The following is a 24,064-nucleotide window of genomic DNA, read 5'->3' as shown; positions in this document are numbered from 1 at the left end:
ATGATCAGCAGCTGGTGAGGCTGAACACCTCGGGCGAGAGCGAGGCTTCGCCACCGAGCAGAGTCACGTGGGTTGTGCCCAGTGCCTCCAGGTCGGCGAGGATGCCCGCGGTCACGCAGGTGCCGGGCGTCACGTACAGCGGCGCTCCGATTCCTGCAGCCCACGCGGAACCAGCGAGAGCGTCCGGGAAGTTGGCGCCTGTTGCCAGGAACACCCGCTCCGCCGTGTCGAACGCGTCTGCGTTGATGTTGCGTGCTGCCTCGTAACGGTCGACTCCACCGAGGCGGGTCGCGTCAGTGATCGCGTCCACTCCGTTGAAGACACCCGGGGTGACGGAGGCCTCGCCACCGAGGACTCGCGTCTCGGTGGTGTTGAACTCGTCAAGCAGGGTTGCCGTTGCGGCGTCCAGCGTTGCTGCATCGCCCTTCACAAGGATCACCGGAGCGTCCTGCGAACCAGCGGCACCACCAGCGGCCAGCGCGTCGGGGAACTTCTCACCCGTCGCGATGTAGGCCAGCGGCACATCGGCTCCACCGAACGCGTACTCCGCAATGTTGCGCGAAGCCTCGTAACGGTTAGCACCAGCGATACGGACTGCCTCATCGGTGAGTCCAGCGAGTTGGCCGAAGACCGTCTCGCTCACCGAGTTGACACCACCGACGACCACGATCTTCTCGGGGTCGAGGCGGGCGATCTCCGCGCTGATGACTGCCGGCAGCTCACCCGGGCGAACCAGGAGCAGCGGACCGCCCTCGTATGCCGCGGCCGGACCAGCCGAGAGGGCGTCAGCGTAGAACTCACCGTTGGCCACGTAGACGACAGGTGCGCCGTCCGGGTAAGCCTCCTGCGAGATGTTCACTGCAACCTCAAAGCGGTTCGCGCCAGCAATGCGGTCAACAACGAGCTCGGGCTCTTCGACAGCGGCAACCTCAACGGTTCCCGTGGTCGAAACATTGCCCGCGTTGTCGGTCGCACGGATGCTCACCGTCACCGCCTCCGTGCCAGGCACGTCGAACGGAGCGGTGTACGCGGTCCACTCGCCACCAGGCAGCTGGTACTCGATCGAGGCGACACCAGACTCGGTGTCCTCCGCGGTCAGAGTGACCGTGCGGCCGTTAGCGGTGCCCGACACGGTGGGAGCCGTGACATCGACTTCCTCTGCGTCGACCGTGAAGTAGTCGAACGTCGCCGTCTTACCCGCGGTGCCCGACGAGGTCGAACCCAGCGTGTAGAGACCCACCTGAGCGTTCGCCGAAAGGTTGGCGTCCGTAAAGGTGTTGGTGAAGTCCGTCCACGTCGTTCCATCAGTGCTGTACGAGGCCGTGAAGACGTTGCCCACCTTGGCGAGGCGCAGGTGCGCAATGCCTCCGGTGGCCGTCGCGTTCACGTTGTTCTGCGGGTTCTGCACCGCGCCGGCAACCTCGTGGCGGAACTCGAAGTTACGGGCGATGGTGCTGCCCGCAGCGTTCGTGGTCACGATGTCCCACTTGATGTAGTTGTCTGCATCGATGTAGGCGATGAGACCGGCGTTCTGGTACTGACGGTCGAAGGTCGAGGTGTCGACCTTGGTTTCGATCGTCCAGTCACCCGACGGCTGGTCCTGAACAATGATGTTCGGGATGCTGCCGCCAGCGCTGTAGATGTCCGCCTGCGTCGTGTCGATCTTCAGGAATCCACCTTCAACGCGGTAACCCGCGGTGTTCTCGTTGATGACCGTCCACCGGCAGGTGTCAAGAGCGGCACCGTCGAACTGGTCGTTCGGGCCAACCTCTCCACACTCACCGATTGCGGGGACCTCGACCGTGTCGATCGCCGACACGTTGCCTGCACCGTCAGTGGAGCGGACCTGAATGGTCTGCGCCGTGAGCGGGAGGGCAACGGGTGCGGTGTAGGTCGTCCACGACGTTCCGCCGTTGCTCGAGTACTGGATCGACGCGACACCACTCGTGGCGTCGGCGGCAGTGATCTCGAGCGTGCGGTCCTCTGCATCCTCGGGGTCGACAACCAGGTTGCCGTCCACCGTGGGAACAGTGGTGTCGATCTTGACCGTGACCGACTTCTCAGCCGTGTCTTCACCGCCGGTCTCCGAAGCGCGGTACTGCACCGTGTGCGTTCCCTCAGCCGTGAGGACGAGCGGAGTGGTGTACTCCATCCATCCCTCACCGAGGTTGTACTCGATGTAGTCCTGCAGCTCCGGGTCACCGTTCTCGGTGGCGAGCGTCACCGTCACCGGCTGCGTCTTGTGCCAGCCGTTGGTTCCGTCGACTGCCGGCGCAACCGTGGCGTCCACGTCGAAGACGGGGTCGGCACTGATCACGTGGAAGTAGTCGAACTTCGCCGTGCGGTTGTTCTCACCCTGGCTGCTCGTGCCGAGTGCGAAGAGGCCAATCTTGGCATCTGCGACTGCGGCGTTCGTGAACGCAACCGGAGCTCCGGTGGTGCCATTCGCCATGACCTGGAGCCAGGTCGTGCCGTCATAGCTGTACCAGGCGCCGTAGGTCGTGCCCGTCTTGGTCATACGCAGCCATACGGTGGTCGGCGCACCCGTGACGTTCGGGTTCGGCGTACCGATGACGTTGTTGACCTCGTTGCGGAACTCAACCTGGCGGGCGGTCGCGCTCTGCTGCTCGACGTACAACTTGATGTAGTTGGCGTCGTCGAAGTAGAGCATGATTCCACCGGCGTGGTACTGGCGGTCGAACGCGGTTGCATCGAGCTTCGTCTCAACAGTCCAGTCGCCGTCCGGCTGCTCCTGAACCGTGAGGTTCGGGATCGGGTTGGCGGAGGTGTTGTTGATGTCGGCCGTGGTCGTGTCGAGCTCGAGGTTGCCTCCCTGTACGCGGTACAGGTTGCCGTTCTCGTTCAGGACTTCCCAGCGGCACGGGTCGATGCGGTCACCGTCGAACTCGTCGTTCGGGCCAACAGGCACGGCCGTGTCATCCGGAGTGATGGTGAACCAGTCGAACTCAGCGGTCACGATGGGCGCTGCCGTCGCCTGGGCCGAGGTCGAGGCCGAAGCCCAGACACCAACCTTCAGCGGCGCCTCGGTGATACCCGAGAGGTTGCGCGTGGTCGTGATGGCGGTCCAGTCCGAACCGTTGGCCGAGTAGTACCCGGTCAGGGTCGGGGTGGCTGCACCGTCGGAGACGATACGGAGGTACACCGTGTCGGGGAACTCCGCGCCGAGGTTCGGCGAGTTGGTCTCCGAAGCGGTTCCGTTGTCTTCCTTCAGCATCTGCACAACGCGGGTTGCCGCGTTGGGCGTCGAGTCACCGGTGCGCGCCTGCATCGTCAACTTCACGTAGTTGTTGTCGTTTGCGTAGACGAGCAGACCAGCCTGCTGGTATCCGATACGGGCCGGGAAGGTCACCTTCGTGTCCATGGTCCATGCACCGGTCGGCATGTCCTGGAGCACGAGGTTCGGGCTCACAGGAGTGCTGTTCTGGTACAGGTCACCAACGGCTGCGGGGATCTTCAGCGTTCCGTCCTCGACGACCAGGGTCTGGTCGACGCGGACGTTGCTGTCCCAGCGGTCGCTGTCGAGCATGGTGCCATCGAAGCCGTCCGAGCGACCGAGGAAGCACTCCCCGATCTCCTGGGCGTCCACGGTGATGGGCTGCTCGAGGATGGTGTAGGCGCCGAGCTCGTCGGTCAGACGCGCGCGGAGGATGTAGTCACCCGGCTCCGTGTAGTTGACCGTGATGGACGCGGTACCAGGCTGGTAGCCCTGTCCCGAGTCCCACTCGATGTCGACGGGAGCACCTTCGGCACCATCGGGGTCGATGACGTCCGCGAGGGTCGCGGTCACCGAGAGCGGGGCAACGCCCGTCTCGCGGTTCACGGACAGTGTCGCGGTCGGGGCCGAGTTGGACTCGACTCCGTCACCCTGGAACTCGTAGTAGTTCACTCGCGCGGTGCCGGCGGTGTTCACGAAGAACAACGTGCCCTCACCCGACGGAACGTTGCTGAACGCGAGGTTCTGGTAGGCGTACGTAGTAGCGCCTCCCGTTGCCGTGTAGTTCAGCGTGCCGATGACCGTTGCGGTCTCGACGTCGTTACCGAAGCGGGCCTCGATCGTTCCGCCAGCAGCGGAGGCGAGACGGATGTTCACACCGTCCATGCCAACGAGGTTGACCGGGTTGTGTGCCCACCAGTCGCCGACGTCAACGCCCGCGATGTCACGGCCGCCGCCAAGCGAGTCGGTCGTGTTCTCGAGCTGGACTCCGCCGGTGGTCTGGCCGAGCTGGCCAGTCGCGTCGTAGTACTCCGCCTGCATGAGGGTCGGGTTCAGCACTGCCGAGCCGTAGCCGGTCAGCGGGATGCCAACGGCACCTCCGTCGTCCTGGTAGGTCGTGCTGAGCACCCAGAACAGGTTCGCCTCGAGGCCGTGGCCTGCGTCGCGAGCCGTCTGGAAGTAGCCCTCACAGCCGAACAGCTGACCGTAGTCGTGCGCGTGCGTGTCGTGCCCAAGGGCCGGCAGCAGGCTCACGTTCTCACAGTCGATCGGCTCGGTGGCGTCCGGGTCGGTAACCACGATCTCGTAGGGGATCTGGTCACCCCACTCGAAGAAGCCACCGTTCTCGGGGAACACGATCTCGATCGTCGGCGCGGCGTTTCCGACCACGATTTCGACGTTCGACACGCTTGTGCCACCACGGTCATCCGTCACGGTCAGCTGGGCGGTGTACTGCCCGTTGGCCGTGTAGGTGTGGGTCGCGTTCGCGGTCGTGACGGCGGGAGACCCGTCGCCGAAGTTCCACGAGTACGTGATCGGGTAGTCGAACGGGTGGAAGCTCGTGTCGCCGGTGAAGTTCACCTCGAGCGGAGCCGTTGCCGAGTTCGTCACGTCAGCGGATGCGTGAGCAACCGGCGACGCCTCACCCGCGGTGTAGTCAACGCGGAAGATCGACGAGTTGGCGTTGTTACCGTCGAAGCCCGAACCCCAGTCGATCACGTAGAGGGCACCGTCAGGTCCCCACTCCATGTCCATACCGCGGTAGAAGTTACCGCCACCGGAGCCTGCGTCGAAGATCGCGGGAAGGATCGTGTTGATCTTCCGGACCTGCGTTCCCGTAGCTGCATCCATCTGGATGGAGTACATCTTGCCCTGGTTCCACTCGGCGAAGATCGCCTTGCCGTCCCAGTACGCCGGCCACTTCGTGTCCGACGGGTTCAGCGGGTCGTACTCGTACGTCGGGCCACCCATCGGAGCGCCACCGCCACTGCCGATTTCCGGCGTGTAGGTGTTGCTGCTGTTGGGGTACCACATCGTCGGTGCGATCACCGCGGGCAGGTTGGTCATACCCGTGTTGTTCGGCGAGTCGTTGACCAGCGCGTTCGGGTTGAAGACCGCACCACTCGTCGAGTTGGCGAAGTTGTAGTCGTTGTAGCAACCCGTGCCAACGTCACCGGCAGCACCCTGTGCGTTGCTGCGGCCGTGGCAGTAAGGCCAACCGTAGTTGCCGGGCTGCGAAACGACGTTCCACTCAACCGATCCGCGAGGACCGCGCGTGGAGCTGTTCGAGCCGGCGTCCGGACCGTACTCACCCACGAAGATGTTGCCAGTCTCGTGGTCGAGTCCGATGCGGAACGGGTTACGGAAGCCCATCGCGTAAACCTCGGGACGCGTCAGCGGCGTTCCCGGGGCGAAGAGGTTACCGGCGGGGATGGTGTAGGTGCCATCGTCCTGCGGCGTAATGCGGATGAGCTTTCCACGAAGGTCGTTCGTGTTGCCCGAGGTGCCCTGGGCATCCCAAGCCGCACGTCCCGGCTGCTCGTCGATCGGCGTGTAGCCGCCCGAGGCGAACGGGTTCGTGTTGTCACCGGTGGCGAGGACGAGGTTGCCGTTCAGATCGAACGTCATGTCTCCACCCTTGTGGCAGCACTCGTTGCGCTGCGTGTTCACCTTGAGAATGATCTTCTCCGACGACGGCGCCGCCGTCTTCGTACTGAAGTTGTAGGTGAATCGCGAGAGCCGGTTGTGGGTCGGGTCTCCGCCCAAGTTGGCTGCGGTGGGAGCGTAGTAGAGGTAAATCCACCCGTTTTCCTCGAAGTCAGGGTCGAGGACCACACCCAGCAGACCGTCCTCGTTTCCGCTGTAGACCTGGAGGGTCAGCGCGGTCGAGGTGGTGTTGGTGGTGGGGTCGATCTGACGCAGACGACCGTCACGCTCGATGTAGAAAACGGTGCCGTCGGGGGCAACGTTCAGCGCCATCGGGCTGACGGTGTTCTCGTCGAGCATGACCTGCTCGAAGCTCGAGGACTGGCTTGCCGCACAACCCGAGGGGATGGTGCCGGCAGCGATCTTGAAACCACCGAGGAGGTGGGCGCGGAACTCAGGCATCGCGTAGGTGTTGACCGTGCCGTCGCCACCGCTGTTGTTGCCGGTTCCAGTCGTGTGACCGAGCGCCGTGTACCAGGAACGGATCGTGTCGGTCTGACGACACCACGCGATCGGGTGGTCAGCCGGCATCGCTCCACCGCCGGGGCTGTACGACTTCTCGTCGAGGGACATCAGCACGTGGATCTTGTCGCGCTGCAGGTCGACGAAGTTGTACCACTCGTCGTACTTGACCCACTGGTCGCTCGTGAAGTGCTTCGTCGACTCGTTCGTACGGTCGAGGATGTTGACCGTCGCCGTCTGGTTCGCCGGGTGGTTGTTGAAGCGCGCTCCAACAAGCTCCTGCGTGTACCAGGTCCACTGGTGCTCCGTGTCCGAAGCCGAGTGGATACCGGCAAAACCGCCGCCGCCCTCGATGTAGGCACGGAAGTTGGCCTCCTGCTCAGAGTTGAAAATGTCGCCGGTCGTCGAGTTGAAGACGATGGCGTCGTACTGAGCGAGGTTGACCGTCGCAGCGTTGGCCGTGTTAAACAGCACAGCTGCATCCGTGCCGCCGATTCCCGTCGAGGTCAGAAGGTTCTCGGAGAAATCGACTGCGAAAGCGTCTGCGGGGTTGACGGGGTTGGCTGCCATGTCGGCGATTGCGGCCTTGGCGACCGGAATCGACGCGTGGCGGAAGCCAGCCGTCTTATCGAAGACGAGAATTTTGAAGGCGGGATCATCCGCCTTCGCCTGGGGCGCTGCCCCAAACACTGGGGCCAACACCCCCAGCACCATTGCGAAGGATGCCACTATCGCTAAGAACAGCGACTTCCTTCGAACAGGGTGGACTGCAATGTTCACCTGGTTGCTCCTTTTCGGATGTGAAGGGTCGACCGACCTCAGGGGAGCACACACAGGGCGATCCTCATTGATCGATACTGAGGCTGAAATTAGGGCATTAAATGTTGTGTGTCAAGATAAATTCGGTGCTCTCGCGACGGCCCTACACCGCGAAAATCGCGTTGTCACCCGAGATAAAGGGGATGGGGGACATATGACGCTTATATCTATCCCCTCAACAAACCGGTCGTTCTACCCCCGTGACTAGTGGCATCTAGGCCTTTCGCGCGCGAAGACGAAGCACAATCAGGACGATCAACACGATGAGCACTAGGGCGGCAACACCAATTCCCACATACAACAGGGTCGTATCGATACCCTGGCCGCCGGCAGGTCCGCTCGTGTCCGTCACGTACTGAATGGTCATAGGCGTGGTGATGGTCGCATCGGCTGGCGCGGTCGTCGTCACCGTGACCTCCCACTGACCCTCGGCGAGCGGTTCACGTGTCGACCACGTGAAGGGACCGAGATCCCCCGAGAATAGTTGCAGCGGGCCAACCTGTTCACCCGTCGGCGACACCGCCGTAGCCGTCGCCTCGATGATGTCCTCCACCTGGTGCCCATCGTCGATGTAGGTCGCCGTCATCATGATGATGCCCGTGCCATCGTCACCCACGGTGAGCTCGATGGGCCCGCCGTGGGCCTGAGCGGCGGATGCCACGCCGAGCACACTCGCCGTGAACGCGAGAAGTACGGCGAGGGCAGCAGCCCACCAGCGTGAGAGCGTCATGTGACCAGACATCGTCGGGTGATCCTTTCACTGGCCTCGCCGTCGTCAGCAAGAACCGTGGGGTAACGGTATGGAGCGATTATGGGAGCGGGATGAGAGGGTCAGCGAGCAAACGAGAAAACGCGAGCTCGGCCGCCCCGATCATGAGGATGTTCGATTCCAGCTGCGCCTCGGAAATCTCGACAACCTCACCCGGACCATGCAGCGCCCTGGCGCGCACCTGCGATACGAGGTAGTCGGGGTCCATTGAGTACAGCGTCGCGAGGAATCCCCCGAGGATGATCCGCTCAGGGTTGAACGCGTTGACGGCGTTACGCAACGTGATGGCGAGATAGTCGAGCTGCCGACGAATCTCCGGCATGACCACGGTGGGGTCGCTTGCGCGCAGCGCCCTCGCCACCTCGTCGATGTCGGCACCGGCGAGTCCCACGAGCTCCTGGAGGCGCGCGAGCGACACCTCGGTTTCCAGGCATCCGGAACCGCCGCAGTGGCATTCGGCACCATCGGTGCGCACCAGCGTGTGGCCGAGTTCACCGGCGTAGCCGTTGCGTCCCGTACGCAGGGCACCGCCGCCCGCGACTCCCCCGCCGATACCGCTGGGGCCACCGTTCAGGTACACGAGGTCCTGACATCCTTGGCCGCCGCCGAATTGGAGTTCGGCGATCGCGCCGAGCGAAGCATCGTTGGCTGCCGTAACGCTGTACCCGGTCGCCTCCGCGATGAGTTGGGCGACGGGCGCGTCACGCCAACCGAGATGCGGGGCGTAGGACACTACGCCGTCCTCGACTCGCGTGAGTCCAGGAACACCCACCCCCACCCCGACGATGCGGTAGCCGGACTCCAACTCCACCTTCATTCCTTCGAGGATCGCCGCCGAGATGTTGGCGACCTCGATGGGGGTCGGAGATTGGAGCGTGGCGAAACGGATCTTGCGGATGACTTCGCCGCCGAGGCCCACGAGTCCCACCGTTACCGCGTCCACCTCGGGATTGATCGCCAAAGCAGCGAGTGACCGATTGGGCGTCACAGTGGGGCTCGGCCGTCCGATCTGACTGTTGCCGCTTGCGCGGCCCTCGTTCACGAGACCCAACTCCACGAGATGCGACACGAGAGTGCCGATCGTCGAACGGTTGAGCCCCGTGACGCGCGTCAGTTCGGCCCGACTGATCGCTCGCTTGTGATGCACGAGCGACAGCACGAGCGAGAGATTGCCGCGGCGAGTGGTGTCACTCGCAGTCGGGGTTGAGACGGGCAGGTCAGCAACATCCGGCTGACCGTGCCCGACCCGGTTCATTCCGTCTTCGTGCTAAAGGCCGCGTCGAACGCCGCTGCGGGCGGGTCGAAGGCGAGCCTGCGCACGAACTCGAGCGCCTCGGGGGCGCCGATGAGCCGGTCCATGCCTGCATCCTCCCACTCGACCGAGATGGGGCCTTCATAGCCGATCTGGTTCAACATGCGGAAGCTGTCCTCCCACGGCACATCGCCGTGGCCGGTCGAGATGAAGTCCCAGCCGCGACGACCGTCGGCCCACTGGAGAAGCGAACCGAGACGGCCATTCTTGCCGTTGCCGACGCGCATCTTCGTGTCCTTGCAGTCCACGTGGTAAATGCGGTCCTTGAACTCGTAGAGGAATCCGACCGGGTCGAGGTCCTGCCACACGAAGTGGCTCGGGTCCCAGTTGAGGCCGAACGCCTCGCGGTGACCGATGGCCTCGAGGGTGCGAACGGTCGACCAGTAGTCGAACGCGATCTCGCTCGGGTGAACCTCGTGCGCGAAGCGGACGCCCACCTCGTCGAAGACATCGAGAATCGGGTTCCAGCGGTCGGCGAAGTCCTGGTAGCCAGCGTCGATCATCTCCTGGCTTGCCGGCGGGAACATCGCGATGTACTTCCAGATGGACGAGCCGGTGAACCCAACAACCGTCTTGACGCCGAGCTTGGCGGCAATACGAGCGGTGTTCTTCATCTCCTCGGCGGCGCGCTGGCGCACACCCTCCGGGTCGCCGTCACCCCAGATGGCCGGGGGAAGGATGTCCTTGTGACGCTGGTCGATCGGGTCGTCGCAGACGGCCTGACCCTTGAGGTGGTTCGAGATGACCCAGACCTTGAGGTTGTACTTCGCGAGGAGATCAAGTCGACCCTGGACGTACTCGTCGTCGTCCCAACGGCTCGGGTCGAGGTGGTCGCCCCAGCACGCGAGCTCGAGGCCGTCATAGCCCCACTCGGAAGCCAGCTTCGCCACTTCCTCGAGCGGAAGGTCGGCCCACTGGCCGGTGAACAGAGTAATCGGTCGTGACATCGGTGTTGTCCCTCTCGTTCCTAAGCCTGGGTCCAGGCGCTTCCGTTTGCCGAACTGGCTTCCACCGCCGCGAGCACCTGCTGGACCTTGAGTCCATCGGCGAACGTCGGCGTCGGCTGCTGGTCTGCGGCGATTGCTTCGATGAGATCCTTCACCTGGTGCGAGAACGCGTGCTCGTAGCCGAGCATGTGGCCGGCGGGCCACCAGGCGGAAACATACGGGTGACCGGGCTCGGTCACGAGAATCTTGGTGAAGCCCTGCTCTTCGGCGGGGAGGGTCGCGTCGTAGTACTCGAGCGAGTTGAGGTCCTCGAGGTCGAAGGAGATCGCACCCTTCGAACCGGAGATCTCGAAGCGGAGAGCGTTCTTACGGCCGGTCGAGAATCGTGTTGCCTCGAACGTTCCGAGCTTCCCACCCTCAAAACGAGCGGTGAAGAGCGCAATGTCGTCGACGGTGACGTCGCCGAACTCCTCGCCACCCTTATTGCCCGCGAGTCCCGACGCGTGGTCGGTGAGGATGGGGCGCTTCTTGATGATCGTCTCGACGGTGCCCGAGACGGACTCGATGAGGAGCCCCGTCACGAACTGGGTGAGGTCAATGATGTGGGCGCCGATGTCACCGAGTGCGCCAGAACCGGCGTGCTCCTTCTGGAGGCGCCATGCGAGGGGCACCTCGGGGTCGATGAGCCAGTCCTGCAGGTACGAGGCGCGTACCTGGTGGATGTCGCCGATCTTGCCTGCCGCGATCAGATCGCGCGCAAAGGTCACCGCGGGGACACGACGGTAGGTGTGACCGAGCATGGCGTAGACACCTTTGGCTGCGGCGCGCTCGGCTGCCGCCGCCATCGCCTCGGCCTCTTCGACCGTGTTGGCGAGGGGCTTCTCGCACAGAACGTGCTTGCCAGCGTCGAGCGCGGCGATCGCGATCTCGGCGTGGGAGTCACCGGGGGTGACGATGTCGATGATGTCGATGTCATCGCGAGAGATGGCCTCACGCCAGTCCGTCGCGGTCTCGGCCCAGCCCCAGCGCTCCGCGGCATCCGCGACTCCGGTACTGCTACGACCCACGAGCAGCTGCATCTGCGGCTTCGCGGGGAGGTCAAAGAACCGGGGGGCGACACGCCAGCCCTGTGAGTGGGCGGCACCCATGAACCCGTAGCCGATCATGGCGACACGAGGGGACTGGGGCAGTGACATCTTTGTTCGCTTTCTTCTATTTCAGTACAGGGGGGGACGGTGCCCACGCAGGTTTCTGCGTGGGCACCGTCTGTGTTCGGTTTAGGACTCGAACGCGGTGGGGAGGAACTCCTCCACGTTCTCGGCCGTGACCACGGGTGCGAAGAGCACGATACGTGCCGGCACCGCAGCCTCGACGAGGTCGCTCATGACCTTGCCCTGGGCGATCAGGCGTGCCAGGCGGATGCCGTCAGCGGCCTGGGTCGACGGGTAGATAACCGTCGCCTGGAGCACCGACTCACCGGACTGGATCTCACGCATGGCGTTGGCAGAACCAGCACCACCAACCATGAAGAACTCGTCACGACCGGCAGCAGCGATAGCAGCCAGGACACCAATGCCCTGGTCGTCATCGTGGTTCCAGATCGCGTCGATCTGCGGTGCAGCCGACAGCAGCTGCGAGGTCACAGCCTCACCACCGGCAACGGTGAAGTCAGCAGCAACACGGTTGGACACCGACAGACCACAGTCAGCAAGAGCATCGTTGAAGCCCTGCGTGCGGTCCTGCGTCAGCGGAAGCGAGTCAATACCAGCGATCTCAGCGATCACCGCATCCGGGTTGTCACCCAGCTGCTCACAAATGTACGTACCAGCCGAAACACCCATACCGTAGTTGTCACCGAGGATCGTGGTACGAGCCGCGAACGGGCTCGAGAACTCACGGTCAACGTTCACAACCGGAACACCAGCCTCCATCGCCGCAATAGCAGCCTCCGTCAGCGCCGCACCATCGGTCGGAAGCAGAACGATCGCGTCAACACCCTCGTTGACAAACGTCTCAACCTGGCTGATCTGCAGGTTCGCGTCGTTAGTACCCTCCGCAACCTTCAGCTCAATGTCCGGGTACTTCGCCGCCTCAGCAATAGCAGCCGAGTTAATAGCACCCAACCAGCCGTGGTCAGCAGCAGGACCCGAGAAACCGATGACAACCGTGTCACCCGTCTCATCGTTCCCACCAGTGGACTCTCCACCACCAGTCTCCGTGCCCGTGTCCGTCGGCGTACCAGCAGCACAACCGGCCAGCAAACCAACAGTGGCAAGGCTTGCACCAGCAGCGATGAGCAGCTTACGGCTCACCGTCCTCGAAACCACCATGTCATTCCTCCTTGAATCGAATGTGAACTGCAGTAACCATCAACAAGGAAGAAGCGATCGGGACAAACCCCGGGAAAACCCCATCGTCCTCATTGACGTCTCGAACAACATAAGCACTACCGCCCCTGTTGTCAAGCCGACAAAAGATGCTCGCGACCCGTCAGAAGTGGCCGCAGTCGCCCATCAGCCCAGTACGAGGGGTCCCGAGCTCACCGTCGGGTTACGTAACTCCTTTATGTTGCACACATCCTGAAAGTGGGCGTGGAAAACGGATGCGATCGCATAACGATTCTTGGTGCCGGAATACGGCACAGGCCGCCACGACCTCGGGGAAGTGCATCCCCGACACCGTGACGGCCTGTGCCTAACCGACCGAGTTGTCTACCTCATCACGCGCACGGCGTGAGCGAGAAGACATCCGGACTCAACGAAGCCTCGCCACCCAGGAGAGTCACGTGAGTCACACCCAGCATCTCCAGGTCGGCCAAGACTCCCGCCGTGACGCAGGTGCCGGGAGCCACGTACATCGGGGATGCCGACGCTGCCGCCCACGCCGAGCCCGCGAGCGCGTCCGGGAAGTTCAACCCGGTCGCAACGAACGCGCGGTCAGCCGAGGAGAAGGCGTCGGCGTTGACGGCTCGCGCCGCCTCGTACCGATCCGCTCCACCGAGACGCAACGCGGTTGTGAGCGCCTTGATGTCGCTGAAGACACCCGGCGACACCGACGCCGAGCCACCCAGGACCCGCGTCTGCGTTGTGCCCAAGTCAGCCAGCAGTGCTGCGGTCGCGTCATCCAGATCCGAGGCGGAACCCTGGACCAAGATCACCGGAGCATCCTGCGCACCGGCCGCACCACCAGCCGACAGCGCATCGGGGAACTTCTCCCCCGTCGCGATGTAAGCAAGAGGAACCTCGTCGCCGAAGGCGTACTCCACGACATTTCGAGAAACCTCGAAACGGTTGGCACCGGCGACACGGATCGTCTCCTCGGCCATACCCGACAGCTCGTAGAAGACGTCGTCATCGACGGACATTGGCCCTCCGACAACCACGATCTTCTCTGGGGCCAGTCGCTCGATCTCCGCACCGACGGTACCCGGCAGTTCACCCGGCTTCACCAGCAGGAGAGGACCGCCCTCGAAGGCCGCGGCGGGACCCGCCGACAGCGCATCGGGGTAGTTCTCGCCGCTCGCCACGTAGACCACCGGGGCGGTCTCCGGGTATGCGGCCTGCGAGATGTTGACCGAGACCTCGTAGCGGTTGGCACCCGCGACCCGATCCACAACCACATCACCCGAACCCGCGGGAATGCCGGTGAGGTACTCGAACCCATCGGCGGCGAAACTCTCGCCGTCGGCAGCACGGTCGTACTCCATCACGAAGTAGTTGACGTCTGCTGCAACACCCGCGGCGAGGATCTCCTGCAGGGGAACATCACCCTCGCCCAGGTTGCGGAACGACGGGCTGCCGGAGCCACCCAGGTTCACGGCATCCTTCACGTGGAGAAGGTCGATGCGATCCGCGTACTGATCGATCAGAGCCGGGACATCCACCCCGGCGTGAGCCGCCCACGCCACATCGAGCTGGAACGTCACCCACTCGGGGTTCGTCTCGGCAACGAGGATCTCCCACGCCGACATCATCTGTCCGTCGTGCTCGTACTGCGTTGTGAACTCGCCAGCGTGGTTGTGGCCGAAGAACTTGCCGATGCCTGCGGCCACCGACCGCTCACCCAGCCTGTTCATGGTTTCGGCCGTCGCGAGCGTGTTCTCGTAGGTGCCAATACCGGGCGAGGCGAACCCGCCGGAACCGACATACTCCTGACCGAGCGTACGAACGAACTCCAGTGTCGCGTCGAAGGTCGCCTCGTTCACGTTGTGGTGCGAACTCGGAACCCGCAGGCCGAGATCATCGGTGAGGGCGCGGAATTGCTCGGCCGTGTACCCGGTGAAGTTGCTTCCGAAGGGCTCGATGTTCTCGAAGCCGATCTCGGAGAGCCGCTCCAGCACCGGCACGAGACCGTCCTGGCTCACCCACGGAGTGAGGGAGAACATCTGCAGTGAGACCTTGTCGACCGGCAGCAGGATCCGTCCGTCGCCGCCCACGACAACCGAACCGGTTGTGCTCACATTGCCCTCGACGTCGGTCGCCCGGAACGTCACGGTGACCGCACCCTCCCCGGGAACCGTGAACGGAGCTTCGTAGGTGGTCCACTCGGCGTCGCCCGCGAGGCGGTACTCGATCGAGTCGACACCACTACCCTCGTCCTCGGCCGTGATGGTCACGGTGCGGCCATCGACCGTCGCCGACACCGTCGGCGGAGTCAGATCCGCGTCCGCGGCCTCCAGATCGATGGTGAAGGAGACCGAGCCGAGCTCCGAGACATTCCCGCCAGCGTCCGTCGCGCGATAGGTGAGCGAATACTCGCCGTTTTCGTTGAACGTGACACCGTACTGCTGGTTCGCGGAAAGGTTCAGCCATGTGACACCGCCGTCACGCGAGTACTGGACCGACTGAATGGCCCCATTGTCGCTGGCCTGCACCGAGAACCGCACAGGCTCGTTGAACACGCCTCCCACGCCGCCGGCAACGGCGGGCGCAAGAGTGTGCGCAACCTCGGGCGCCTGGACGTCAGCGACACCGTCGCCGACCATCTCGATCGAATCGAGCGCGAGGTCGGACGGCGAGGTCACGTACAGCGCACCGGACCCTTCGGGAGCGGCAAACGAAATCTCCACATCCTGCCAGTCATTGCCTGCGGGGATCGTCGCGGTCGCGAACGGTTCAGCGTCGGCCGAACCCCACCGGAGGTCGACCGTGCCCGCCCCGGATGCACGAACCACCGCACCGCTAATTCCCGAGAAGTTCACCGGGTCGAAGGCGACGAAGTCGCCATCGCCGAGTCCCTCGACGGCGGATCCACCGGATGCCGCGTCATCCGCCACCACGGTGACACCCTCACGCTGGATCGCGTGCTCGGCCTGCTGCAGTTTGGGGTTGAGACGGATCGTCGTCTCGCCCGTTGCCGGCGGGAGACCGCCGGCACCGTTGTCCGTGTACGTGACGACGACCGCTCCGTAGAGGAGAGCGCCCGGCCCGTGCTCTGGCGAGTTGGGGTCGGTTCGGAACGAACCGGTGCACCCCGTGCCCGAAACCTCAGGGTGGGCGTGCTCGTCATGGCCCAGACCGTAGGTCCATGCCACACGTGAACACACGGTCTCGGCACCGTCCTCGGCGTCCTCGGTCGAGATGCTGAACGGAATGGCCTGGCCCCAATCGAAGAAGCCCCCGTTGCCCGGGTAGTCGGCGATCACCGTTGGGGCCTGGTTACCCACCGAGATCTGGCGACTCGTGAGGCCGAACTTGCCACCGTCATCGGCCACCCGGAGCCGAGCCGTGTACGCGCCCAGCTCGGTGTACGTGTGCGAGGCGGTCACCCCCTCGGCGTCGAAGCTGCCGTCACCGTCGAAGTCCCACTCGTACGTGAGGCTGTCGCCATCCGGGTCGGTGGATGCTCCAGCGTCAAACGTCACCTCGAGGGGCGCAGCCGACGACGAACTCGGGGTCGCCGTGAAGCTCGCCTGCGGCGACTTGTTCCCCTCGGCGTAGGAGATGCGGTAGAGGCCAGCGTCGGGGTTGGCACGGAAGAACCCGTCACCGTACTCGAGCGTGTACATCGCGCCATCCGGCCCGAACTCCAGATCCATGGGGTTGTCGTGAATCGGCTGGTTGGCCGCACTCAGTGCGGCGTTGGGAAGGAAGTCCTCGATGTGCGTGACGTCGAAGGCATCCCAATCCACGGTGAAGGCGGCGACGTAGTCCTGGGAGAACTCCCCCATGAAGGCCTTGCCGTCCCAGTACTCCGGCAGTTTGGATTCCGACGGGTTGGACTCGTCGAAGTGGTACACGGGGCCGCCCATGGGCCCCTGTCCCGATCCGGAACCGAAGTTCACCAACTCGTCCCACGGCTGGTCGCCCGGGGAGTCGCCGTAGTAGAGGGTGGAGGGTCGAGCCGGCGGCAGTTCCGTGAGACCGGTGTTCCACGCGGAATCGTTCACGAGGTTGTCCGGATCGAAGAACCCGCCGGGAGTGCCCGTGGCGAAGTCCCAATCGTTGTACGCGAAATTGTCGCCCGTCACGAAGGGCCAGCCACCGTTGTGGGGGTCGTCAAGAGCGACCACGTTCCACTCGACGAGTCCCATCGGTCCGCGGTCAGCAGTCTCGGCGACTGCAGCACTGGCATCCGGACCGTAGTCGGCCCACGACAGCGAGTTCGTTTGCGGGTCCACTTCGATCCGGAACGGGTTGCGCACACCCATGACAAAAATTTCGGGGCGCGTCAGCTCGGTTCCGGGTTCGAAGAGGTTGCCATCGGGGATCGTGTATGAACCGTCGTCCTCGACGTGAATGCGCAGGATCTTGCCACGCAAGTCGTTGGTGTTCCCGGCTCCACGACGTGCATCGAAGCCGGGGTTCATGCCCGGCGCGTCGTTGTTGGGCGCGAACCCGTTCGCGCCGGGTGTGCTCGCCGGAGTGTTATCCCCGGTGCTGAGGTAGAGATTGCCGTCGGCGTCGAAGTCGATGTCGGCACCCACGTGGCAGCACTGTCCGCGCTGCACCTCGATGTCGAGGATCACCTGCTCGCTCGCGAGGTCGATAGTGTCACCGGTCCATTCGAAGCGGCTCAGTCGGTTGACGCCGAGCCACTGGTCCCAGTATTCGACGGTCTCCCCCTCGGGGAGCATCTGTGGCGCCGAGCCGGTCGGAGTATCCGGAACCCCGTCGCCGTCGGCGTCGAGGGGAGCGTAGACGAGGTAGACCCAGCTGTTCTCGTCGAAGCCGGGGTCGAGTGCCACCGTCTGAAGGCCGTCTTCGGAGTTCGCATAGACGGGAAGTGTAGCTACGACATCCGTGACACCGGTCGACGGATCGGTGAGCCGGAGGTCACCATTTCTGGCGGTGTGGATGATCCGCTCGTCGGGCAGGATCGCCAGATCGATCGGCTCCCCCACGTCGCGGGTGATGAGCACCTTCTCGTAGTTGCTCCAGTCCAGCGCGGATTCAGCGCCGGGTTCTGCGTCGTGATCGACACCGTCATGTGCCGCGGCGGGTGAGGTCAGTAGCCCAGCGAACAGCCCCAGCGCTGCTGCTGCGGCAACAGCCCACGGGCGCCGAAGCGCTCGCGAGCGGGAATGCGTATAGTTCATGATGAAAAGTGCTCCTGTTAGGGGTTCTGTCGGCCATCTTTGGTCGACTGCCGAGTCACGACGTCGCTGCAACGACACATGTCGTGTCTCGGCTTTTTTTGTGAGTACTTGCGTGTGCGCCGAAGCGCGGGTGCCGCCTCCCCTCAGCTCGCCGTCGAGCGTTCGTGCACCTCGACTCCGTTGTCTTGCCGTTCTACCCCTAAACGGGGGTAGAACCTGCTCCCAACCTAACCCGCATTTATGGCGCAGGTCAATCAAAAGCTGCTTCTAGACGAAACAAAGGCCGCCACGGTGCCGGATTCGAAATTCCGACGGCCGTGGCGGCCTCTGTTCAGGTGACTACGTCATCTACCTCGTCATGCACACGGCGTGAGAGCGAAGACGGCGGGAGTCAGCGACGCCTCGCCACCCAGGAGGGTGACGTGGGTCACTCCGAGCATCTCCAGGTCCGCCAGGACACCCGGAGTGATGCACGAACCGGGAGCCACGTACATCGGCGAAGCCGATGCGGCCGCCCACGCGGAACCCGCGAGCGCATCCGGGAAGTTCAACCCGGTCGCGATGAATGCCCGGTCGGCGGAGGTGAAGGCGTCAGCGTTGATCGCGCGCGCCGCCTCATACCGATCAGCCCCGCCCAGTCGCGTCGCCGCGGTGAGCGCCTTGATGTCGCTGAAGACACCGGGCGACACCGAGGCGGAGCCACCGAGGACTCGCGTCTGCGTTGTACCGAAGTCGGCGAGCAGAGCCGCCGTCGCGTCATCCAGATCCGCAGCAGAACCCCTCACGAGGATGACGGGAGCGTCCTGCGAACCGGCTGCACCACCGGCCGTCAGCGCATCGGGGAACTTCTCCCCCGTCGCGATGTAGGCGAGTGGCACCTCGTCACCGAAGGCGTACTGTGCGACGTTACGAGAGACCTCGAAACGGTTGGCACCGGCGATACGCACCGTCTCAGCGGCCATACCCGACAGCTCGTAGAAGACGTCGTCATCCACGGATGCCGGCCCACCGACCACCACGATCTTCTCCGGAGCCAGTCGCGCAATCTCCGCACCGATCACGGCCGGGAGCTCGCCCGGCTTGACGAGGAGCAGAGGACCACCCTCGAACGCCGCGGCAGGACCTGCCGACAACGCATCCGGGTAGTTCTCGCCGCTGGCAACGTAGACCACCGGGGCGGTCTCCGGGTATGCGGCCTGCGAGATGTTCACCGCGACCTCGTAGCGGTTGGCGCCCGCGATACGGTCGACCACAACATCCGGATCGCCGACTCCTGCGACCTGCACCGAACCCACGATGGAGACGTTGCCCGCATTGTCGGTCGCACGGATCGACACCGTCACGGCATCCGTACCCGGCACCTCGAAGGGCGCCGTGTACGCGGTCCACTGACCACCCGGCAACTGGTACTCGATCGAGGCAACACCGGACTCGGTGTCCTCAGCGGTCACCGTGACCGTGCGGCCCGTTGCGCTACCCGACACGGTCGGCGCGGTGGTGTCCTCCGGCTCCGCCGGGACAACCCGGAAGTAGTCGAAGTACGCCGGCGCTGACGCGGTCTGAGAAGCACCCAGCGCGTACACACCGAGGCGCGCGTTCGCGAGGTTCGGGTTCTGCACCGACTCGAACACGGTCCAGTTGACGCCATCCGTGCTGTACGAACCGGTGAAGGTCGTACCGGCACGCTCGAGTCGCAGGTAGTGAGGCACTCGCGTGACATCATCCTGCGGTTGCGGGTTCTGAATCGACGCGTTCACCTCGCTCCGCATCTCGACGACGGGGTTGACGGTGGCACCAGCCGCGTTGGTCGTCATGTAGTCGACCTTCGCGTAGTTGTCCTCATCGCCGTACAGGATGATTCCGCCCTGCTGGTACTGACGGTCGAACGCCGTGCCATCCACCTTGGTCTCGACAACCCAGTTCTCACCCGGCTGCGGCTGCAGGATCAGGTTCGGAACCGGGGTGTTGTTGCCCTGGTAGAAGTCCGTGGCGGTCGTCTGGATCCGCAGGGATCCATTCGCCACCTCGTACAGCTCGGTGTTCTCGTTCACCACGTCCCACCGGCAGGCGTCGAGCGCCGTGCCGTCGAACTCGTCGTCCGGTCCCGTCGTCGCCGTGTCATCCGGCGTGATGTGGAACCAGTCGAAGCTCGCAGGAACGAGCGTCGTCGGAGCCCCGGTACCCGCGACGGCCAGGAGGCCGATCTTCGGGTTCACGAGGTCGGCGATCGACTTCGTCTGGGACATCGGCAGGAAGGTCAGACCGTCCGCAGAGTACGACGCGGTCAGGTTCGACCCGTCCGTGCTCGTCAGACGCACCCAGTAGGTGTCCGGGAACGTCGTCGGAACGATGACGTTCGAGGCGTCGACCTCATTCGGAGCCGCGTTGACCTCACGCAGGAACTGCATACGCCGTTCGTTCGGGTTGCTGGTGTGCTGCAACGAGATCTTGGCGTAGTTGTCCGGGGTGTCGTAGATCACGAGACCGGCCTGCTGCCAGCTGGCGGCGAGATCAGCGGTGATCTTGGTCGTCACGGTGAACGGACCATCCGGCAGCGGCTGCAGCACGAGGTTCGGAACCGTCGTGTTGTTAGCGCCGTAGAAGTCCGTGCGCGAAATCGGCATCGTGAGGCTGCCGTTGGCGACCGACAGGAACTGGTCGCGGTTCAGCACCTCCCACCGGTTCTCGTCGAGCTCCGTACCGAGGAAGTCGTCCGAGCGACCCGCGAAGCACTGGGTCGGCTGCGGCTCGACGACGGTGATCTCGCGGTAGGCGTCGTTGTAGGCGCCACCGGCATCCGTCACTCGCACCGTCAGACGCCAGGTTCCCGGCTCGGTGTACGTGAAGCTTTCGCTCGCGGTACCCGGCTGGAAGCCGTCGCCCGTGCCCTGATCCCACTGGTAGGTGAGCTCGTCGCCGGGCTCGCCGTCGGGATCGGATGCCACGACCGAAGCATTCACTTCAAGGGGGCCTTCACCGGACGTGGTGTCGACGGTCAGCTGCACACTCGGGCGCACGTTGTTCGTCACACCGCGACCCTCGACCTCCATCCAGTTGACGTTGATGCCACCGGAGAGGAGCACGAAGTACAGCGTTCCGGAACCCTGGTACGCGCTCTCCGGGAGGGTGAGTGCCGGCGTGGTCTGCCAGCTCTGCCATCCGCCCGTGTTCGGGACGGAGATCTGGCCGAGCTCTGGACCATCCGGAGCACCCCACCGCACCGAGACGACACCCGGGTTGTTGTTGGAGGCGACACGCATCTTGAGCGACTCGATCTCGTAGAAGCTGATCGGCTCGTGAGCCCACCAGTCGCCGGGTTCGATGTAGCCGATGTTGTTGAGGCCGTCGACGTCCTCCGTCGCCTGGATCTGCACGCCGGGGTCACCGGTGCTCGTGCTGCCAGCGAGGCGTCCCGTCGAGGTGAAGTACTCCGACTGGATGCGCTTGGGCTGCAGGATGTTGCCGCCGAAGCCCGTGAGCGGGATGCCCGCATCGCCGCCGTCGTCGGTGTACCGACCCTCGATCACCCAGAAGATGTTCGCGTCGAGACCGTGGCCGTCATCGCGAGTGGTCTGGATGAAGCCTTCACAGCCCTCCAGCACCTCCATGGGGTGAGCGTGGGAGTCGTGGCCGAGAGCAGGGTGCACCGTCACGTTCTCGCAGATGAACTCGCCGTCCGGGTCGTTCACGACGATCTCGTAGCGCACCTGGTCGCCCCACTCGAAGAAGCCACCGTTGTCGGGGAAGACGACGGAGACCTCCGGCATCGCGTTACCGACGGTGACGGTGACGGTCGACTGTCCGGTTCGCTCGCCGTCGGAGACGGTGAGGGTCGCGGTGTACTGGCCGTTGACCGTGTAGGTGTGCACGGGGTTCTCCTCGGTGGAGGTTGCACCATCACCGAAGTCCCACGAGTACGTGATCGGAAGCCCAGCCGGGTGGCGCGAACCATCCGAGCTGAACTGCACCTCGAGCGGGTTGCCGCCGGACGTGACATCCGACGCCGCGCGCGCGATCGGCGACGGGTCGCCCTGGGTGTACTCGACGCGGTAGATGCCGGAGTCGGCGTTGTTACCCCAGAACGAGTTACCCCAGTCGATGACGTAGAGCGCACCGTCGGGGCCGAACGTGAGGTCCATCGCGCGAGCGAAGCCGGCGGACGGATCGAGGATGCCCGGCAGAACCCGGTTGATGTCGATGATGTCCGTTCCGGTTTCCTCGTCGAGCTGAATGCTGAACACCTTGCCGGTGTTCCACTCACCGAGGAGCGCCTTGCCGTCCCAGTACTCAGGCCACTTGACGTCCGACTCGAGCTCGGGGTCGAACTGGTAGGTCGGCCCTGCCATGGGGGCGCCACCACCACCGATCTCGGGGAAGGCCGGGTTGCCCGCGTAGTTGTACCAGATCTCCGGGAAGATCACGTCCGGGAGCTGGGTCAGTCCCGTGTTGTGCGGAGAGTCGTTGACCAGGTTCTCCGGGTCGTAGACCTCGCCGGCCTGGTTCGTCGCGAAGTTGTACCGGTTGTAGCAACGGTCGGTGCAGAACGGCCAGCCGTAGTTTCCGGGCTCGGAGACGATGTTCCACTCGACCCGGTTACCCGGCCCGCGCGTGGGGCTGTCGTTGGCAGCATCCGGTCCGTAGTCGGCGACCAGGAGATTACCCGTTCCGCGATCGATGTCGATGCGGAACGGGTTGCGGAAGCCCATCGCGTAGATCTCGGGGAGAGTCTGCGCGGTGCCGGGGGCCCAGAGGTTGCCCTCGGGGATCGTGTACGTTCCGTCGGCTTGCGGGGTGATGCGCAGCACCTTTCCGCGGAGGTCGTTCGTGTTGCCCGAGGAACGGCGGGCGTCCCACGCCTCGCGACCTGCGCGCCCGTCCATGGGCGAGTAGCCGCTGGACGCGTGCGGGTTGGTGTTGTCACCGGTGACGAGAATGAGGTTGCCGTCATTGTCGAAGATCATGTCTCCACCGACGTGACAGCACTCGTCGCGCTGAACGGGCACCCGCAGCAGGTCGACTCGGCTCGCCGGGTCGATGATGCGTGTGTCGGGGTTGTAGGTGAACCGCGATAGAGCATTGTGCGGACCGTACGAGCCAACGTTGGCCGGGGACCAGTAAGCGTAGATCCAGCCGTTCGTGTCGAACTCGGGGTCGAGCACCATACCCTGCAGGCCGTCCTCGTTCTCGAGGAAGACGCTGAGTGTGAGAGCCGTCGTGGTCACGAGGGTCTCTCCGTCGATGAGGCGGATGCGTCCGTCCCGCTCGACGTAGAAGACGTCGCCGTCGTCGGTGACCTCGAGCATCATGGGGTTGTTGGTCTCGCCCAGCAACTGGACCAGCTGGTAGCTGTCATCCTGCGTCGCCGCGCATTGTCCGTCGGCGACCCCTGCTGCTGTCTGAATTCCGCCGAGAAGGTGCTGGAGGAATGCCGGCTCGGCGAACGACTCATTGGTGTGGCCACCACCGGTGTACCAGGAGCGTCCGCCCTCATAGTTCTGGCACCACGCGATCGGGTGATCAGCGCCCATCGCGCCCGTGCCTGCGGTGTACGTGGTCTCATCGAGGGAGGCGAGCACGTGCACGTCGCCGCGCGGGTTGGTCTGGTAGTTGTACCACTCGTCGTATCGGACCCAGCGGTCATCGAGGTGGGCTGTCGACGGGTGGACCTTGTCCTCGACCTTGATGGTCGCGGTCTGGTTCTGCGGGTGCGCAGAGAAGTACGCACCGACGAGACCGCCGTACCACGGCCACGAGTACTCGGTGTCGGACGCAGCATGGATACCCGCGTATCCACCACCGGACTCGATGTAGTCCTCGAAGGCGGCCTGTTGGTCGTCGTTGAGTACGTCGCCCGTGGTCGACAGCCAGATGACGACGTCATACTGCGCGAGGTTTTCTTCGGTGAAGTCCGCAGCATCTTCGGTCGCGTCAACCTCGAAGTTGTTGTCGATACCGAGCTGTTCGATCGCGGCGATACCGGACGGAATGGATCCATGCCGGAAGCCAGCGGTCTTGGAGAAGACGAGCGCCTTGAAGGCGTCGCCCGGTGCGGCTGCTGCCGCTGGTGCCGCTTCTACTGCGGCGGCGGGGGCGGCCAGGAAGGCCAACCCGCTGGCGACGAGGGCCGACGTTACCGCCGCTGCCGTCCATCGCCTGATCGTGGGGGAATGGGATTGAGCTCTCAACAGAATCTCTCCTAGTTGGGTGGCTACCGCCACTGCACTGTGACGGGATGCCGGTCAGCGCGCACAGGAGAGGCCCATGTCAACGATGACCG

The 24,064-nt window shown here is 64.2% G+C and carries 8 protein-coding genes; all 8 read right to left on the bottom strand.

The genetic code is table 11. The features are described 5' to 3' along the window. Positions 1-4: 4 nt before the first annotated feature. Positions 5-7,132, bottom strand: coding sequence for a ThuA domain-containing protein (locus tag LH407_RS09700; protein WP_322134192.1), 7,128 nt, complete (start codon positions 7,130-7,132; stop codon positions 5-7). Positions 7,133-7,436: 304 nt separating this feature from the next. Continuing rightward, the gene (locus LH407_RS09695; RefSeq protein ID WP_322134193.1) at positions 7,437-7,952 is read right to left on the bottom strand and encodes a hypothetical protein; all 516 of its coding nucleotides are present in this window, start codon (positions 7,950-7,952) and stop codon (positions 7,437-7,439) included. A gap of 79 nt (positions 7,953-8,031) precedes the next feature. Beyond that, on the bottom strand, positions 8,032-9,246 hold the full coding sequence (locus LH407_RS09690; protein ID WP_322134194.1) for an ROK family transcriptional regulator: 1,215 nt from the start codon (positions 9,244-9,246) through the stop codon (positions 8,032-8,034). Further along, on the bottom strand, positions 9,243-10,250 hold the full coding sequence (locus tag LH407_RS09685) for a sugar phosphate isomerase/epimerase family protein (RefSeq protein ID WP_322134195.1): 1,008 nt from the start codon (positions 10,248-10,250) through the stop codon (positions 9,243-9,245). Before LH407_RS09685 ends, LH407_RS09690 begins: the two co-directional genes overlap by 4 nt. A 20-nt stretch (positions 10,251-10,270) precedes the next feature. Then, complete coding sequence (locus tag LH407_RS09680; protein ID WP_322134196.1) at positions 10,271-11,446, bottom strand: Gfo/Idh/MocA family protein; 1,176 nt, start codon at positions 11,444-11,446, stop codon at positions 10,271-10,273. 81 nt (positions 11,447-11,527) lie between these two features. Beyond that, entirely contained in the window at positions 11,528-12,580 is a 1,053-nt protein-coding gene (locus tag LH407_RS09675; RefSeq protein ID WP_322134197.1) for a substrate-binding domain-containing protein, read from the bottom strand. Positions 12,581-12,969: 389 nt separating this feature from the next. Continuing rightward, entirely contained in the window at positions 12,970-17,787 is a 4,818-nt protein-coding gene (locus LH407_RS09670) for a cell wall-binding repeat-containing protein (protein ID WP_322134198.1), read from the bottom strand. Positions 17,788-18,143: 356 nt separating this feature from the next. Beyond that, complete coding sequence (locus LH407_RS09665; protein WP_322134199.1) at positions 18,144-23,972, bottom strand: ThuA domain-containing protein; 5,829 nt, start codon at positions 23,970-23,972, stop codon at positions 18,144-18,146. Between the last annotated feature and the right edge of the window lie 92 nt (positions 23,973-24,064).

The sequence above is a fragment of the Antiquaquibacter oligotrophicus genome, from assembly GCF_020535405.1.
Taxonomy (GTDB): Bacteria; Actinomycetota; Actinomycetes; order Actinomycetales; family Microbacteriaceae; genus Rhodoglobus; species Rhodoglobus oligotrophicus.
The sequence above is the reverse complement of the archived record's forward strand: the minus strand, read 5'-3'. Positions and strand labels throughout refer to the sequence as shown.